The sequence below is a fragment of the Cognatilysobacter xinjiangensis genome (assembly GCF_014651995.1).
Lineage (GTDB): Bacteria > Pseudomonadota > Gammaproteobacteria > Xanthomonadales > Xanthomonadaceae > Cognatilysobacter > Cognatilysobacter xinjiangensis.
Window position 1 is genome coordinate 37,371 of sequence record NZ_BMXY01000003.1, and the last position, 14,612, is coordinate 51,982.

Consider the following 14,612-nt stretch of genomic DNA (forward strand, 5'->3'; position numbering starts at 1 on the left):
GCGTCCGCTTCGAAGGCTGGCGGCAGCGGCATCGCGCATGACGCTGCCGCCAGTGTTCGACGCATCGCTCGACGATCGATGCAGGACGGGCGGCCGCCCGTCGTTTCCGCGACGCCGTTCCGCGCGTCGTGCCCTCCCCTTTCGCGCCACGGAGCCCGAGTCATGCTCGACGACAGCCTCAAGACCCAGCTCTCCGCCTATCTCGAGAAGCTGCAGCAGCCGATCCAGCTCGTCGCCTCGCTCGACGGGTCCGACGCCTCGCGCGAGCTCGAAGCCCTGCTGCAGGGCATCGCCGCGCTCAACGACAAGGTCGAGTACCTGCGCGCCGACGACGATGCGCGCAAGCCGTCGTTCGCCATCGTGCGCGCCGGCACCGACATCGACGTGCGCTTCGCCGGCATCCCGATGGGCCACGAGTTCACCTCGCTGGTGCTCGCGCTGCTGTGGGTGGGCGGCCATCCGCCCAAGCTCGAGGAAGAGGTGCAGAACCAGGTGCGCGACCTCGAGGGCGAGTTCCGCTTCGAGACCTACATGTCGCTGTCCTGCCAGAGCTGCCCGGACACGGTGCAGGCGCTGAACCTGATGAGCGTGCTGAATCCGAACATCAAGCACGTCGCCATCGACGGCGCGCTGTTCCAGGAAGAAGTCGAGGCGCGCGGCATCATGTCGGTGCCGACGATCTTCCTCAACGGCCAGCCCTTCGACCAGGGCCGCATGACCGTCGAGCAGGTGCTCGCCAAGCTCGACACCGGCGCGGCCTCGCGCGCGGCCGAGCAGATCGCGAAGAAGGACGCGTTCGACGTGCTCGTCGTCGGCGGCGGCCCCGCGGGCGCCGCGGCGGCGGTGTATGCCGCGCGCAAGGGCATCCGCACCGGTGTCGCGGCCGAGCGTTTCGGCGGCCAGGTGCTCGACACCATGGCGATCGAGAACTTCATCTCGATGTCCTACACCGAGGGCCCGAAGCTCGCGGTCGCGCTGGAGCAGCACGTGCGCGACTACGAGGTCGACGTGATGAACCTGCAGCGCGCGTCGAAGCTGGTGCCGGCCTCGCAGCCGGGCGGCCTGATCACCGTCGAGCTCGAGAACGGCGCGTCGCTGAAAGCGAGGTCGGTGATCCTGTCGACCGGCGCGCGCTGGCGGCAGATGAACGTGCCGGGCGAGGAGCAGTACAAGAACAAGGGCGTGGCCTATTGCCCGCACTGCGACGGCCCGCTGTTCAAGGGCAAGCGCGTGGCGGTGATCGGCGGCGGCAACTCGGGCGTCGAGGCCGCGATCGACCTCGCCGGCATCGTCGCGCACGTCACGCTGGTCGAGTTCGATACGAAGCTGCGCGCCGACGAGGTTCTGCAGCGAAAGCTGCGCAGCCTGCCGAACGTCGAGATCATCGTGAACGGCCAGACCACCGAGGTGCTGGGCGACGGCGCGAAGGTGACGGGCCTGGTGGTTAAGGACCGCGCCTCCGGCCAGTCGCGCACCATCGAGCTCGAAGGCGTGTTCGTGCAGATCGGCCTGCTGCCGAACACCGAATGGCTCAAGGGCAGCGTCGAGCTCAGCCCGCGCGGCGAGATCGTGATCGACGAGCGCGGCGCGACCAGCGTGCCGGGCGTGTTCGCCGCCGGCGACGCGACCACCGTCCCGTACAAGCAGATCGTGATCGCGATGGGCGCGGGTTCCACCGCCGCGCTGTCGGCCTTCGACCACCTGATCCGCACCTCGGCGCCCGCCGAACAGGCCGCGGCCGCGTAAGCGCCACCTCGTCCCCCAGCCGCGGCGATCGTCCGAAGCGATCGCGGCGCCGAAGGGCCCATGCGCGCCGCGTACGGGCCCTTCGCTTTTTCGGCGCCGCATGCGGCATCGACCGCGTGAATCGAACCCGGGTTTTCGATGGCCATCCTGCCGCCCGCGTCCTACCATCCGCGCATGAACCTGCGTGACCTGAAATACCTCGTCGCCCTCGCCGACCACCGCCATTTCGGCCGCGCGGCGCAGGCGAGCTTCGTCAGCCAGCCGACGCTTTCGACGCAGATCAAGAAGCTGGAGGACGAGCTGGGCGTGTCGCTGGTCGAGCGCGCGCCGCGCCGCGTGATGCTCACGCCGATCGGCCGCGAGATCGCCGACCGCGCGCGCGGGATCATCGCGGAGGTCGAGGCGATGACCGAGCTCGCGCGCCGCAGCCGCGATCCGGAGGCCGGCAGCGTCCGCCTCGGCCTGTTCCCCACGCTCGGCCCCTACCTGCTGCCGCACGTGCTGCCGCACATCCGCGAACGCTTCCCGCGGCTGGAGCTGCTGCTGGTCGAGGAGAAGACCGACGCGATCCTGCAGCGCCTGCGCGACGGCCGCCTCGACGCCGGCATCCTCGCCCTGCCCGTGCACGACGAGCAGCTGCGCGTGGAGCCGCTGTTCGACGAGCCCTTCGTGCTGGCCGCGCCGAAGTCGCACCCGATCGCCGCGCGCGGCGCGCTCCAGGCCGACGACCTGCACGACGCCGACCTGCTGCTGCTCGAGGAAGGCCACTGCCTGCGCGACCAGGCGCTCGACGTCTGCCGCCTCGCCGGCGCGGGCGAGCGCGAGGGCTTTCGCGCGACGTCGCTGGAAACGCTGCGGCAGATGGTGGCCGCCGGCGTCGGCATGACGCTGCTGCCGATGCTCGCCGTGCAGCCGCCCGTGCCCGCTTCACCGGACGTGGCGTTGCTGCCGTTCGCGGGCGAGCCACCGCATCGGCGCATCGCAATGGTCTGGCGGCGCAGTTCGGCGATGGGCGCATTCCTGGAGCGCCTGGCGGCCGAGTTCCGCCGGCTGCCGGATGGCCTGCTGACGCTGCCGTCGACGCCGAAGAAGGACGCCGCGCCGCGCCGGCGCTGCGCGGGCTGAGCGCATGCGCGGCCGCAGCCTCGCCATCCTCGCCGCGATCGTCCTGGCCGGCTGGTGGTTCTCGCCGGTCGGCCCCGCGCGCCGGTCCGCGCGCGCCGCCGTACCGGTCGGCGAGGTGCACTGCCCCATGCCGCCCACGATCACCGGCGAGCGCCCGCCGCTGCAGAGCGACGTGCCCGGCGACGTCGGTCCGTTCCGGCTGCAGGCGGCGACGCTCCGGCCGCTTGCCGGTTTCAGCCTGCAGGCGCGCGTACTGTCGCGGCGCGATTACGAAAGTGGCCGCGAGGCCGATCTCTCGCCCACCGACCTCGCGCTCGGCTGGGGCCGCATGAACGACGACGCGGTGCTCGACCGGCTCGACATCTCGCAGTCCGGGCGCTGGTACCACTACCGCTGGTCCGGCGACGCACCGATTCCCGCCGCGGAGATGTTGCGGTCGAGCGCGAACATGCACCTCATTCCGGCGAACGAGGCCGTCGCCCGCGCGCTGGATGAGGTCGACACGGACGACCGCGTGCGCATCGACGGCTGGCTGGTGGACGCCGAAGCCGCCGACGGCTGGCGCTGGCGCAGTTCGCTCTCGCGCGAGGACAGCGGCGACGGCGCCTGCGAGGTGATCTACGTCTGCTCGCTGCGGCGTATCGCCGGCAGCTGAAACGCGATCAGGCCGCGTGGACGCCGGCGCCGATCGGGCAGCTCACGCCGGTGCCGCCGAGCCCGCAGTAACCGTTCGGAATCTTCGACAGGTACTGCTGGTGCTCGTCCTCGGCATAGAAGAACGTCGGCGCCGGGTAGCGGATCTCGGTGGTGATGTCGCCGAGGCCGGCATCGCGCAGGCGCGCCTGGTAGCCGCCGCGGCTGGCGATGGCGGCGTCGTACTGGGCCTGCGTGGTGCAGTAGATCGCCGAGCGGTACTGCGTGCCGACGTCGTTGCCCTGGCGCATGCCCTGCGTGGGATCGTGACCTTCCCAGAACGCCTTGAGCAGCGCGTCGAACGTCACCTGCTTCGGGTCGTAGACGACCAGCACGGCCTCGGTATGGCCGGTCATGCCGCTGCAGACCTCGCGGTAGGTCGGGTTCGGCGTGACGCCGCCGGAATAACCGACGGCCGTCGTGTGCACGCCCGGGATCCGCCAGAACAGCCGCTCGGCGCCCCAGAAACAGCCGAGGCCGAACTGCACCTGCTCCAGGCCTTCGAAGTCGCCCTGCAACGGGCGGCCATGCACGTGGTGCGCGTTCTGGATGCGCATGGGCGCGTCGCGCCCGGGCAATGCCTCGCCTTCGCGCGGCATGCGCTGCTTATAGGCGCCGATTCCCAGCAGTTTGTCGAGCATGGAGGACTCCTCGGCCGGAAACCGGCGATGGCTCGCGGATCGTCCGCGCTCCTGCGATGTGGTGGCGCGGGCGCGCCGGAGCAAGCGCTCAGCCGGGCTGCAGGCCCGGCTCCCAGTCATCTTCGTCCAGCGGTTCGCGCGGGGTGCCGAGATCCAGCGCCTTCACGATCGCGTCGGCTTCCGGCCACGCCGCCTCGGGCACGCAGACCTGCATCATCCCGTGGATCGGCAGCTCGCCCATGCCGCCGGCGAGCGCCTCACCGCGGATGAACACCGGGATGCCGGCATCCTCGAGCGCGTGCCGCACCAGATGGGCATCGATGAGATTGGCGGCGTCGTAGACGGATTTCATGGCGGCCTTCGAAAACGGGCCGGAACGGCCTTCTTCGCTAAACTGCGGGCTTCCCCACGTGGTTGCAACCCCGCAATGTCCAGCACGCCCGAGAACGCCGCGACCGATGCCGGCGTCAAGAACGACTTCATCCGCCAGATCGTGCGCGAGGACCTCGCGGGCGGGAAGCACCAGGCGATCCGGACGCGCTTTCCGCCCGAGCCCAACGGCTACCTGCACATCGGCCATGCCAAGGCGATCTGCCTCGACTTCGGTATCGCGGCGGAGTTCGGCGGCAGCTGCAACCTGCGCCTGGACGACACCAACCCGGCGAAGGAAGACCCCGAGTACGTGCGCGCCATCCAGGACGACGTGCGCTGGCTGGGCTTCGAGTGGAACTCGCTGCGCCACGCGTCGGACTACTTCGAGGTGTTCTACCTCGCGGCCGAGAAGCTCATCGCGCAGGGCGATGCCTACGTCGACGACCTCACCGCCGAGCAGGTGCGCGAATACCGCGGCTCGCTGACCGAGCCGGGCCGTCCGTCGCCGTTCCGCGATCGCAGCGTCGAGGAGAATCTCGACCTGTTCCGCCGCATGCGCGCCGGCGAGTTCGCCGACGGCGCGCGCACGCTGCGCGCGAAGATCGACATGGCCAGCGGCAACATCAACCTGCGCGACCCGGCGCTGTACCGCATCAAGCACGTCGAACACCAGAACACCGGCAACGCGTGGTGCATCTATCCGATGTACGACTACGCGCATTCGCTGTCCGACGCGATCGAGGGCATCACGCACTCGCTGTGCACGCTGGAGTTCGAGGACCACCGCCCGCTGTACGACTGGTGTGTGGACAAGGTCGACCTCGTCAACCATCCGGAACTGCTGCAGCCGCTGCTCGACAAGGGTTTCCCCCGCGAGGCCGCCAAGCCGCGCCAGATCGAGTTCTCGCGCCTGAACTTCAATTACCTCGTGATGAGCAAGCGCAAGCTGCTCGCGATGGTCAGCGACGGGCTGGTCGACGGCTGGGACGACCCGCGCATGCCGACGCTGCAGGGCATCCGCCGTCGCGGCTACACGCCGGGCGCGCTGAAGCTGATGGTCGACCGCGTGGGCATCTCCAAGCAGAACTCGCTGCTGGACATCTCCATTCTCGAGGGCGCGCTGCGCGACGACCTCGACGCGCGCGCGCAGCGCCGCATGGGCGTGGTCGACCCGCTGAAGCTGGTGATCACCAACCTGCCGGACGGGCACGAGGAATCGCTGACGTTCGCCAACCACCCGAAGGACGAGGCCGCGGGATCGCGGCAGGTTCCGTTCTCGAACCTGCTGTGGATCGAGCGCGAGGACTTCGAGGAAGTGCCGCCCAAGGGCTTCAAGCGACTCACCGTCGGCGGCGACGTGCGCCTGCGCGGTGCGGGCATCGTGCGCTGCGACGACGTGATCAAGGACGCCGACGGCCGCGTGGTCGAAGTGCGCTGCACCCTGGACCCCGAATCCCGGCCCGGCATGGAAGGCGCCAATCGCAAGGTGAAGGGCACGATCCACTGGGTCAGCGCGAGGCATGCGGTCGAAGCGGAGATCCGCCTCTACGACCGCCTGTTCACCGTGCCGGATCCGGATACGGACGAGGACGGCAAGACGTATCGCGACTACCTCAACCCCGAATCGCGACGCGTGGTGTCGGGTTACGTCGAGCCCGCGGCCGCCGAGGCCGCGCCCGAAACCAGCTTCCAGTTCGAGCGCATCGGCTACTTCGTCACCGACCGCTACGACCACTCGGCGGCGCGCCCGGTGTTCAACCGCAGCGTCACGCTGCGTGACACCTGGTCGGGCAAGGCTTGATCTCCCCGTCACGGAGCACCGTCATGCGTGCATTCGCCCTCGTACCGCTTCTCGCCCTTGCGCTGATGGCCGGCTGCGCGCGGCCGACCACGTCGGCCGAAACGCCGCTCGCGCCCGTCGCCACCTCGGGCGAGGCCGCGCCGGATGCCACGCCGCCCGCGAAGTCCGACACCGGCATTCCCGGCCGCACCGAGCCCGCGCCGCCGAAGAGCACGCCGCTGCCGCCCGAGCGCGTCGACGAGCTGCCCGCCCGCGTGCCGAAACTGGTGACCAGCTGCGCCACCGATGCCGACTGCGTGGTCAAGGACGTCGGCAGCTGCTGCGGCACGCAGCCGGCCTGCGTCAACAAGGATTCGCCGGTCGACCCGGCCGCGGTGCAGGCCGACTGCCAGGCGCGCGGAACGATGTCGACCTGCGCCTTCAAGCCGATCGACAGCTGCAGCTGCGTCGCCGGCGCCTGCAAGGCCAACGTGATGATGACCCACTGATGCTCTACGCCCAGATCCACCTCACGCTGCCGGCGTGGGTGCACGACTTCGTCGATACCGGCCGCGCCTACGAAGGCGACGATGCGAAGGTCGCGCTCGCGATCGACCTGTCCCGCCGCAATGTCGAGGCCGCCAGCGGCGGCCCGTTCGGCGCCGCGGTGTTCGGTCCGGACGATCGCATCGTCTCGATCGGCGTGAACCGCGTGATGCCGCATACCTGCTCGGTCGCGCATGCCGAGACGATGGCCTACATGCTCGCGCAGCAGCGCACGCAGCGCGCACGTCTCAACGAGGATGCGAGCGGCGCGCGCGTCGGCCCCGTCACGCTGGCCACGTCCGCGCAACCCTGCTGCCAGTGCTACGGCGCCACCGTCTGGGCCGGCATCGATCGCCTGCTCATCGGCGCGCGCAGTGAGGACGTGGAATCGCTGACGGAATTCGACGAAGGCCCGCTGCCGGCGGACTGGGTCGGCCAGCTCGAGCGGCGCGGCATCGAGGTCGTGCGCGACGTGCAGCGCGAAGCCGCCTGCGAGGCGCTGCGCGCGTACTCGGCCGGCGGCGGCGCGCGGTACTGACGCTCCGATGGCCGCGCCCCTCGCACAGCCGGCACTGCTGGGCTACTGCCGTGCCGGCTTCGAGCCCGAGCTCGCGGCCGAATTCACCGAACGCGCGGCGATGCTCGGCTTCGCCGGCTACGGGCGCACCGATCGTGGCAGCGGCTTCGTGCGCTATGTCTGCGAGGACGCGGCCGCGCTGTCGCGCGCACTGCCCTTCCGCGAACTGATCTTCGCGCGGCAGAAGATGGTCGCGTTCGCCGAACTCCCGACGCTCGGCGCATCGCCCGGCATCAAACCCGACCGCGTCGGCGCCATCGTCACCGCGATGGCCGTCACGCTCGGCGAGCCGACGCTGCATTTCGGCGACGTCCACGTCGAGCATCCCGACAGCGACGAGGGCAAGCCGCTCGCCGCGCTGGCGCGTGCGCTCGGCAACGCATTACGGCCTGCGCTGCGCGAGGCCGGCTGGCTCACGCACATCGACTCGCCTGCCCGTCCGCGCCTGCACGTGCTGCTGGAAAGCGGCGACCACGCGCACCTGGGCATCGTCGACCCGGCCGACGCCAGCGAATGGCCGATGGGCATTCCGCGCCTGCGCATGCACCCGCAGGCGCCGAGCCGCTCCGCGCTCAAGCTCGAGGAAGCACTGCTGACGCTGCTCGACGCCGAGGAACGCGCGACGTGGATCAAGGAGAATATGCAGGCGGCCGATCTCGGTGCCGCACCCGGCGGCTGGAGCTGGGTGCTGATGCGCAACGGCCTGCGCGTGACCAGCGTCGACAACGGCCCACTCGCGCAGCATTTGCTCGACAGCGGTCGCGTCGAGCACCTGCGTGCCGACGGTTTCGTTTGGCATCCCAAGCGGACGCTCGACTGGATGGTCTGCGACATGGTCGAGCAGCCGCGGCGCGTCGCCGAGCGCATGGCCACGTGGCTGCGCGAAGGCTGGTGTCGTCGCACGATCTTCAACCTCAAGCTGCCGATGAAGAAGCGCTGGGACGAGACGCGCCAGTGCATGGAGCTGTTCGAGCGCGAGGCGCAACGGCCGGTGCAGTGGCGCGCGCGGCAGCTGTACCACGACCGCGAGGAGATCACGGTGTTCGCGCGCACCGGCAGCTGAAAGCTGAGCGCGCGATGAGCCGCCCTGTCGCGAAGCCTGCCGCTTGGACGTGCAGTTAATCCGAAGGCCTCCAACATCGCCGCCTCATCAACGAGGCAGGCGACCATGAACGTTCGAAACACGCTGATCAACACCGCCGCGACGCTCGCGCTGGGCCTCGCGGCACCGGCCTTCGCGCAGAGCACCAGCACCGAAACCCGCCCGACCGCGGGCGCCACCACCGGCACCACCAGCGCCGGCAACAGCAGCACCACGTGGGGCACGACCGAGCAGAACACCGATGCGCGCGGCCGGACCACGAATGCGTCGAGCAATGCCTCCGATACCGCGCGCGCCAATGCGTCGAGCAATAGCGCCGTTGCGGCGAGCGGCGACTTCGCGCTGTTCGACGGCAACGGCGACGGCTCGGTGACCAGGGCCGAGTTCACCGCCGCGTTCACGCGTCTGGACACCAATCGCGATGGCCGCCTGTCGCGGACCGAACTCGACGCCATCGGCGGCACGGCGATGGACCGCACGCCCTGATCGACCGAACGTCACCGCGACACCCGATGCCCCGCCCCGGCGGGGCATCGTCGTTCAGGCGCACGAAGCCTGTCGAGCGACTGAGCGGCCTTTCGACGAGACCGCCGGATTCCACGCGCGATCGACCCCCTCGCGTCTAGCGTTCGCGCCGCATCCCCACAGAGGTGGCGACATGAGTATTCGAACCGTTTCCATGGCGACGCTCGCTGCGCTGCTGGCGTTCAATGCATCGGCGCAGGACGGCATGCCGGCGCCTGCCGACGCATCGACGGACAGCCGCTTCCAGATCGATACCGCGGTGCTGGACACGAATCGCGACGGCCTGCTGACACGCGAGGAAGCCGCGTCGAATCTGACGCTCAACTCGAACTTCGCGGCCATCGATTCCAATGGCGACGGCACGATCGCGACCGAGGAGCTGCGCGCCTGGCTGCATGAGGGCAGCCTCGCCAGGCGCACCGGTTCGACGCGCGAGATGCTCGGCGACGACCCGGCACGTTGGTTCCGCACGCTCGATCGCGATGGCGACGGCAACCTGAGCCGCGACGAGGCGCGCGCCGATGCGCGCCTGGCGGCGGGCTTCGCGCACAGCGACGTGAACCGCAACGGTCGCCTCGATGCCGCGGAGTTCCGTGCCTGGGTCGACAGCGACGCGACGCGTCGGATGTCGACGCGCTGACGCGAAAGGATCAACTGATCGAGCGTGGCCACCGCACTCGCGTGACCACGGCGCGCTGATCGCCGCTTACAGCCCCGCCGCTTCCTTCCACAGCAGGTGCTGCAGCGGCGGCAGCCGGCCGGCAAGCCCCAGCAGCGGACCACGCAGCATCGTCGGCAGCAGCGCATCGTTGGAGAAGCCGCGGTTGATCGCTTCGAAACCGTAGGCGGCGCGTGCGCTCATGCTGCGGCGCTCGCGTGCCCAGCGCGCGAGGCGCGAGGTCGAGGGATCGGCGTCACGACCCGGGCGCGGCAGCGCGGCGCGCAGCGCGGCGACGTCGCGCAGGCCGAGGTTGACGCCCTGCCCCGCGAGCGGATGGACCACGTGCGCGGCATCGCCCACCAGCAGCAGCCGACCCGCGCGGTACGCGCTCGCGAGTTGCCGCCGCAGCGGGAACACCGCACGCGGCGATGCTAGCGTCACGCGGCCCAGGCGGCCGCCGGAGGAATCGGTCAGCGCGGTCGCGCACGTCGATTCGTCGCTGTCGCGAAGACGTGCGGCCTCGTCGGCCGGCAGCGTCCACACGATCGATGCGCGATGCGCGCCGACCGGCAGGAACGCGAGCGGGCCGGTAGGAAGGAAGCGCTGGTAGCAGGTCGCCTGCAGCGGCATCTCGGCATCGACATAGGCAACCAGCCCGCCCTGCCCGTAGTCGTGCGTCGGCGCATCGATGCCGGCGAACCCGCGCAGCGACGAGGCGGCGCCGTCGGCGGCGATCACCAGCCGTGCGTGCAGGCGGCGGCCGTCGTCCAGGCGCAGCGTCGCGCGCGTGTCGTCCTGCTCGAAGGCCTCGACCGACGCCGGCACGTGAAGCGCCACGCCCTCGCGGCGCAGCCCCTGCCACAGGCGATCGACCAGCAGGGCGTTCTCGACGATCCAGCCGAGCTCGCGTCGTGCGAAACGGTCGGCATCGAAGGTCAGCGCGCCACCGCCGGCGGCATCCCAGACCTCCATGCGGCGATAGGCCGGCGCACGCGCGGCGCGCACGGCCGTGCCGGCATCCAGCGTGTCGAGCAGTGCCATGGCGTCGGGTGCGATGGCGAACACGCGCAGGTCGGGCTGCGCCTCGCGCCAGGCGATCGGCTCACGCGCTTCCAGCAGCGCGACGCTCCAGCCGTCGCGCGCGAACGCGAGCGCCGCGGCCGCGCCGACCACGCCGCCGCCGACCACCGCGATGTCCACGCCCTCGCGCCGGTTCATGCGCGCCGCCTCGCGTCGTCGCCGCGGCAGAGCGCAGGCACGTCGCCGCGATAGCCCATCGCGCCGCCGACCAGCCAGGCCTGCAGCCACGACGGATGGTCGAGCGAAAGCAGCGCCAGCGAGCGCAGCGGCCGCATCAGCGCGCCACGCGCCATTCCGACGCGCAACAGCCGATCGGAGAACGCGAGCGTGCGGCGGCGGTCGTCGACGCGCCGCGCCGCATAGCGCTGCAACAGCGCGTCGGCACCGAGTGCATCGCGGCCCTGCGGCAACGCGGCGGCGATCTCCTCGGCCAGCGTCAGCGCATCGCGCAGGCCGAGGTTGAAGCCCTGCGCGCCCAGCGGATGGATGGTCTGCGCGGCATTGCCGACCAGCACCGCGCGCGGCGCCGTCGTCGCGTTGGCGACCACGCGACGCGCTGGGTAACGGCTGCGCGGGCCGCAGGCCAGCAGACGCCCGTGGCGCCAGCCCAAGCGTGACTGCAGGCGCGCGAGGAACGCGGCTTCGTCGAGCGCTTCGACCGTGTCGACCTCCGCAGAGGCCACGCCGTGCACCAGCCCGTAATGACGGTCGGCGCGCGGCAGCAATGCGGTGGGGCCGGCATCGGTGAGACGCTCGTAGCCGGTGCCGTCGGGCGCGCGCTCGGTGCGCAGGCGGGCGACGAGCAGCGCGTGACCGTAGTCGAGCGTTTCGGCGCCGATACCGAGCGCCGCTCGCATGCCGCTCGCCGTGCCGTCGGCGCCGACGACAAGTGGCGCGGCGAGCTCGACCGTGCCATCCGTGCCCTGCAGCGTGACCCGGCGGACATCGCCGTCGATGGAACTCCCGACGAAGCGCGTGGGGCGGTAGCGGGTCAGCCCGCGCATCGTCTCCAGGCGCGCTTCGAGCGCATGGCCGAAATCGCGCGCGACCACCACCTGGCCGAATTCGGTGCGCCCGTAGCGCGTCGCGTCCAGCCTCGCCTGTCCGAAGTCGCCCTCGCGGCTCACCACGATGCGGCGGATCGGTCCGCCCGCGGCGCGCAGCATCGGAATCACGCCCAGCGCGGTGAGCGCGTTGACGGTGGCCTCGGAGAAGGAGAGCGAGCGTTCGTCGAACACCGGCGGCATTTCGCCGGCGGGCGTGGCGTCGACCAGCGCGACGTCGAGCCCCAGCGGCTCGAGTGCGAGGGCGAGGCTGGCGCCGACCAGGCCGCCTCCGACGATGACGAGGTCGTGCTTGCGCGGCGCGTCGGCATTCATGTCGCCATGATACGGCCTGCCCGGGTGGGCTCCGTTAGAATGCGGGGCTCGCCGGTCCCGTGCCGGCCCTGTCCTTCCGGAGCGACCGATGACTGCCACCGCCCAGCGCACCCTGATCCTCATGCTGCTCGCCGCGCTGATGGCGGCCACGCGCCTCAACCACTTCGCACCGGTGCCGGATGCGTCCTGGGCGGTGTTCTTCATCGGCGGCTTCGCGCTGTCGACGTGGACGCGCTGGGCGTTCCCCGTGCTGATGGCGCTGGCGGTGCTGGTGGACTACGCGGTGATCACCCGCAGCGGCGCGAGCTTCTTCCAGCACTACTGCGTGTCGCCGGCGTACTGGTGCCTGGTGCCGGCCTACTTCGTGATGTGGGCGGGCGGCATGTGGCTGCGCCGCCGCGGCGTCGGCCGCGACCTGCGCTCGCTGGGCCTGCTCGCCGCCTCGCTCGTCGTCTCGGCCGCCGTCTGCCACCTGATCGCGCAGGGCAGCTTCTACTGGGTGGCGGTGTCCGCGCCGACCGTCGCCGGCTGGGCGCAGAACTACCTCCAGTTCCTGCCGGGCTACCTGCAGACCGCGGCGATGTACGTGGCCGGCGCCACCGTCGTGTACGTCGCCGCCGGCGCACTGTCGCGCAACGGCCGCGCCGTCGCCGCGCGCTGATGGGCAACCGCCTCTCGAAGATCTACACGCGCACCGGCGACGACGGCAGCACCGGCCTCGGCGACGGCTCGCGCACCGGCAAGGATTCGCCGCGCGTCGACGCCTACGGCACGGTCGACGAGGCCAATTCCTGCATCGGGCTGGTGCTCGCCAGCCCGCAACTGCCCGAGGACGTCGCACGCCTGCTGACGTCGATCCAGCACCAGCTGTTCGACCTCGGCGGCGAGTTGTGCATCCCAGGGCATGCGGCGATCGTCGATGCCGACATCGAGCGTCTCGAGCAGCAGCTCGACGCGTTCAACGAGCCGCTGCCGCCGCTGAAGGATTTCATCCTGCCGGGCGGTGGCGAGGCCGCGGCGCGCTGCCACATCGCGCGCACCGTGGTGCGTCGCGCCGAGCGCGAATGCGTCGCGCTGTCGCGTGTGGAAACCGTGCGGCCGGAAGCGATCCGCTACCTCAACCGCCTGTCCGACCTGCTGTTCGTGCTGGCCCGCGTGCTGGCGCGCGCCAGCGGCCACGGCGAAGTGCTCTGGAACCATGAGCGGCGCCACGGCTGAGGTGTCGTCGCCGCGCTCGCGTCGCTACCCGAGGACCGCGACGCGAGCGGCCTAGTCCGCATCCGACGTTTCGTGGCCACGCGCTACGACGGAGCGGCAGGACGCGTCGTAATCACGCGATCGCTTCGCTGACCAAGCCCGACGCCTGCGCCGGCCGTCACCCGGCTCGTCGGCAAGCCTGCATTCGCCTCGCGGCTCGGTGACAATCGCGGCATGACCGACATGCTGCCGCTGCTCCTGATCACCCATCCCGCCTGCGCGGCGCACGTGCCGCCGCCGGGCCATGCCGAGCGCCCGGAGCGGCTCGCAGCGGTCGTCGACGCGATCCGCGACACCTATCCCGACCTGCCCTGGGCCGAGGCGCCGCTGGCGACTCGCGAACAGCTCGCGCGCGTGCACGACGACGCGCTGATCCGGCAGGTGCTGGACACGCCGGTCGCCGAAGGCACTGTGCAGCTCGATGCGGACACGTTCCTCTCGCCCGGTGCCGCCGAAGCCGCCTTGCGCGCCGCGGGTGCGGGTATTGCGGCGGTCGACGCCGTGATGTCGGGCAAGGCACGCCGCGTGTTCTGCGCGGTGCGGCCACCCGGCCACCACGCCACGCGCGACACCGCGATGGGCTTCTGCTTCTTCGATTCGATCGCCGTCGCCGCCGCGCATGCGCTGGACGTGCACGGCCTTTCTCGCGTCGCGATCGTCGATTTCGACGTGCACCACGGCAACGGCACGCAGGCGATCTTCGAGCGCGATCCGCGCGTCGTGTTCTGCAGTTCGCACCAGCTGCCGCTGTACCCCGAGACCGGCCATGCCGACGAGCGGGGCATCGGGAACGTCTTCAACGCACCGCTGCCGCCGGGCACCAGCAGCGAGGGCTTCCGCCGCGCCTGGAGCGAGACGCTGCTGCCGGCCATCGACGCGTTCTCGCCGCAGTTGCTCTTCATTTCCGCCGGCTTCGACGCGCACCAGCGCGATCCGCTCGCGCAGCTCGAACTCGAAGCGGTCGACTATCTCTGGATCACCGGGCAGCTGCGCGAGATCTCCCGACGCCATTGCGAGGGCCGCATCGTGTCCATGCTCGAAGGCGGCTACGACCTGCAGGCGCTGGCCGAATGCGCCGCCGCGCATGCGGGCGCGCTGGTGGCGGACGGCGCGAGTTGGTGAATCCGC

Annotated in this window: 16 protein-coding genes; 12 read left to right on the forward strand and 4 right to left on the reverse strand. The window is 70.9% G+C overall.

Annotated elements, in window-relative coordinates; genetic code table 11:
• The first annotated feature begins 162 nt into the window (after positions 1-162).
• From ahpF to IE066_RS10945, 3 genes are all read left to right on the forward strand, one after another.
• The gene (ahpF, locus tag IE066_RS10935; RefSeq protein WP_189449795.1) at positions 163-1,746 is read left to right on the forward strand and encodes an alkyl hydroperoxide reductase subunit F; all 1,584 of its coding nucleotides are present in this window, start codon (positions 163-165) and stop codon (positions 1,744-1,746) included.
• A gap of 174 nt (positions 1,747-1,920) precedes the next feature.
• The gene (locus tag IE066_RS10940; protein ID WP_189449797.1) at positions 1,921-2,871 is read left to right on the forward strand and encodes a LysR substrate-binding domain-containing protein; all 951 of its coding nucleotides are present in this window, start codon (positions 1,921-1,923) and stop codon (positions 2,869-2,871) included.
• Between the two features lie 4 nt (positions 2,872-2,875).
• On the forward strand, positions 2,876-3,526 hold the full coding sequence (locus IE066_RS10945) for a hypothetical protein (protein WP_189449799.1): 651 nt from the start codon (positions 2,876-2,878) through the stop codon (positions 3,524-3,526).
• A 7-nt stretch (positions 3,527-3,533) separates the two neighbouring features.
• Here IE066_RS10945 and msrA read toward each other — a convergent pair whose 3' ends face one another.
• Positions 3,534-4,193, reverse strand: coding sequence for a peptide-methionine (S)-S-oxide reductase MsrA (gene msrA / locus IE066_RS10950; protein ID WP_189450357.1), 660 nt, complete (start codon positions 4,191-4,193; stop codon positions 3,534-3,536).
• 100 nt (positions 4,194-4,293) lie between these two features.
• Positions 4,294-4,557 carry a putative signal transducing protein gene (locus tag IE066_RS10955; protein WP_189449801.1) on the reverse strand — a complete coding sequence of 88 codons (264 nt, stop codon included), beginning with the start codon at positions 4,555-4,557 and terminating at the stop codon, positions 4,294-4,296.
• Positions 4,558-4,632: 75 nt separating this feature from the next.
• Here IE066_RS10955 and IE066_RS10960 point away from each other — a divergent pair, with 75 nt between their 5' ends.
• The 6 genes from IE066_RS10960 (at position 4,633) to IE066_RS10985 (ending at position 9,747) form a co-directional block, all read left to right on the forward strand.
• On the forward strand, positions 4,633-6,378 hold the full coding sequence (locus IE066_RS10960; RefSeq protein WP_189449803.1) for a glutamine--tRNA ligase/YqeY domain fusion protein: 1,746 nt from the start codon (positions 4,633-4,635) through the stop codon (positions 6,376-6,378).
• Positions 6,379-6,401: 23 nt separating this feature from the next.
• Positions 6,402-6,866: a hypothetical protein gene (locus tag IE066_RS10965; protein WP_189449805.1), complete on the forward strand. Its 465-nt coding sequence runs from the start codon at positions 6,402-6,404 to the stop codon at positions 6,864-6,866.
• The gene (locus IE066_RS10970; protein WP_189449806.1) at positions 6,866-7,441 is read left to right on the forward strand and encodes a nucleoside deaminase; all 576 of its coding nucleotides are present in this window, start codon (positions 6,866-6,868) and stop codon (positions 7,439-7,441) included. Before IE066_RS10965 ends, IE066_RS10970 begins: the two co-directional genes overlap by 1 nt.
• A gap of 7 nt (positions 7,442-7,448) precedes the next feature.
• On the forward strand, positions 7,449-8,543 hold the full coding sequence (rlmM, locus tag IE066_RS10975) for a 23S rRNA (cytidine(2498)-2'-O)-methyltransferase RlmM (RefSeq protein ID WP_189449809.1): 1,095 nt from the start codon (positions 7,449-7,451) through the stop codon (positions 8,541-8,543).
• 105 nt (positions 8,544-8,648) lie between these two features.
• Complete coding sequence (locus tag IE066_RS10980) at positions 8,649-9,068, forward strand: EF-hand domain-containing protein (protein WP_189450359.1); 420 nt, start codon at positions 8,649-8,651, stop codon at positions 9,066-9,068.
• 172 nt (positions 9,069-9,240) lie between these two features.
• Complete coding sequence (locus IE066_RS10985) at positions 9,241-9,747, forward strand: EF-hand domain-containing protein (protein WP_189449811.1); 507 nt, start codon at positions 9,241-9,243, stop codon at positions 9,745-9,747.
• Positions 9,748-9,813: 66 nt separating this feature from the next.
• On the opposite strand, the gene IE066_RS10990 is transcribed toward IE066_RS10985, so the two are convergent.
• Together IE066_RS10990 and ubiH are read right to left on the reverse strand one after the other, a co-directional pair.
• The gene (locus IE066_RS10990) at positions 9,814-10,986 is read right to left on the reverse strand and encodes an FAD-dependent oxidoreductase (RefSeq protein WP_189449812.1); all 1,173 of its coding nucleotides are present in this window, start codon (positions 10,984-10,986) and stop codon (positions 9,814-9,816) included.
• On the reverse strand, positions 10,983-12,227 hold the full coding sequence (gene ubiH / locus IE066_RS10995; protein ID WP_189449813.1) for a 2-octaprenyl-6-methoxyphenyl hydroxylase: 1,245 nt from the start codon (positions 12,225-12,227) through the stop codon (positions 10,983-10,985). Before ubiH ends, IE066_RS10990 begins: the two co-directional genes overlap by 4 nt.
• An 88-nt stretch (positions 12,228-12,315) precedes the next feature.
• On the opposite strand from ubiH, the gene IE066_RS11000 reads away from it, so the two are divergent.
• From IE066_RS11000 to IE066_RS11010, 3 genes are all read left to right on the forward strand, one after another.
• Complete coding sequence (locus IE066_RS11000) at positions 12,316-12,888, forward strand: hypothetical protein (protein WP_189449814.1); 573 nt, start codon at positions 12,316-12,318, stop codon at positions 12,886-12,888.
• Entirely contained in the window at positions 12,888-13,445 is a 558-nt protein-coding gene (locus tag IE066_RS11005; protein ID WP_189449818.1) for a cob(I)yrinic acid a,c-diamide adenosyltransferase, read from the forward strand. The genes IE066_RS11000 and IE066_RS11005 overlap by 1 nt, the downstream gene beginning before the upstream one ends.
• Before the next feature lie 231 nt (positions 13,446-13,676).
• The gene (locus IE066_RS11010) at positions 13,677-14,606 is read left to right on the forward strand and encodes a histone deacetylase family protein (RefSeq protein ID WP_189450361.1); all 930 of its coding nucleotides are present in this window, start codon (positions 13,677-13,679) and stop codon (positions 14,604-14,606) included.
• The last annotated feature ends 6 nt before the right edge of the window (positions 14,607-14,612 follow it).

What these genes read in the sequence shown, in the direction of transcription:
- ahpF (WP_189449795.1), top strand. Translation starts at nt 163, where the DNA reads ATGCTCGACGACAGCCTCAAGACCCAGCTCTCCGCCTATCTCGAGAAG.
- IE066_RS10940 (WP_189449797.1), top strand. Translation starts at nt 1,921, where the DNA reads ATGAACCTGCGTGACCTGAAATACCTCGTCGCCCTCGCCGACCACCGC.
- IE066_RS10945 (WP_189449799.1), top strand. Translation starts at nt 2,876, where the DNA reads ATGCGCGGCCGCAGCCTCGCCATCCTCGCCGCGATCGTCCTGGCCGGC.
- IE066_RS10955 (WP_189449801.1), bottom strand. Translation starts at nt 4,557, where the DNA reads ATGAAATCCGTCTACGACGCCGCCAATCTCATCGATGCCCATCTGGTG.
- IE066_RS10960 (WP_189449803.1), top strand. Translation starts at nt 4,633, where the DNA reads ATGTCCAGCACGCCCGAGAACGCCGCGACCGATGCCGGCGTCAAGAAC.
- IE066_RS10965 (WP_189449805.1), top strand. Translation starts at nt 6,402, where the DNA reads ATGCGTGCATTCGCCCTCGTACCGCTTCTCGCCCTTGCGCTGATGGCC.
- IE066_RS10970 (WP_189449806.1), top strand. Translation starts at nt 6,866, where the DNA reads ATGCTCTACGCCCAGATCCACCTCACGCTGCCGGCGTGGGTGCACGAC.
- rlmM (WP_189449809.1), top strand. Translation starts at nt 7,449, where the DNA reads ATGGCCGCGCCCCTCGCACAGCCGGCACTGCTGGGCTACTGCCGTGCC.
- IE066_RS10980 (WP_189450359.1), top strand. Translation starts at nt 8,649, where the DNA reads ATGAACGTTCGAAACACGCTGATCAACACCGCCGCGACGCTCGCGCTG.
- IE066_RS10985 (WP_189449811.1), top strand. Translation starts at nt 9,241, where the DNA reads ATGAGTATTCGAACCGTTTCCATGGCGACGCTCGCTGCGCTGCTGGCG.
- IE066_RS10990 (WP_189449812.1), bottom strand. Translation starts at nt 10,986, where the DNA reads ATGAACCGGCGCGAGGGCGTGGACATCGCGGTGGTCGGCGGCGGCGTG.
- ubiH (WP_189449813.1), bottom strand. Translation starts at nt 12,227, where the DNA reads ATGAATGCCGACGCGCCGCGCAAGCACGACCTCGTCATCGTCGGAGGC.
- IE066_RS11000 (WP_189449814.1), top strand. Translation starts at nt 12,316, where the DNA reads ATGACTGCCACCGCCCAGCGCACCCTGATCCTCATGCTGCTCGCCGCG.
- IE066_RS11005 (WP_189449818.1), top strand. Translation starts at nt 12,888, where the DNA reads ATGGGCAACCGCCTCTCGAAGATCTACACGCGCACCGGCGACGACGGC.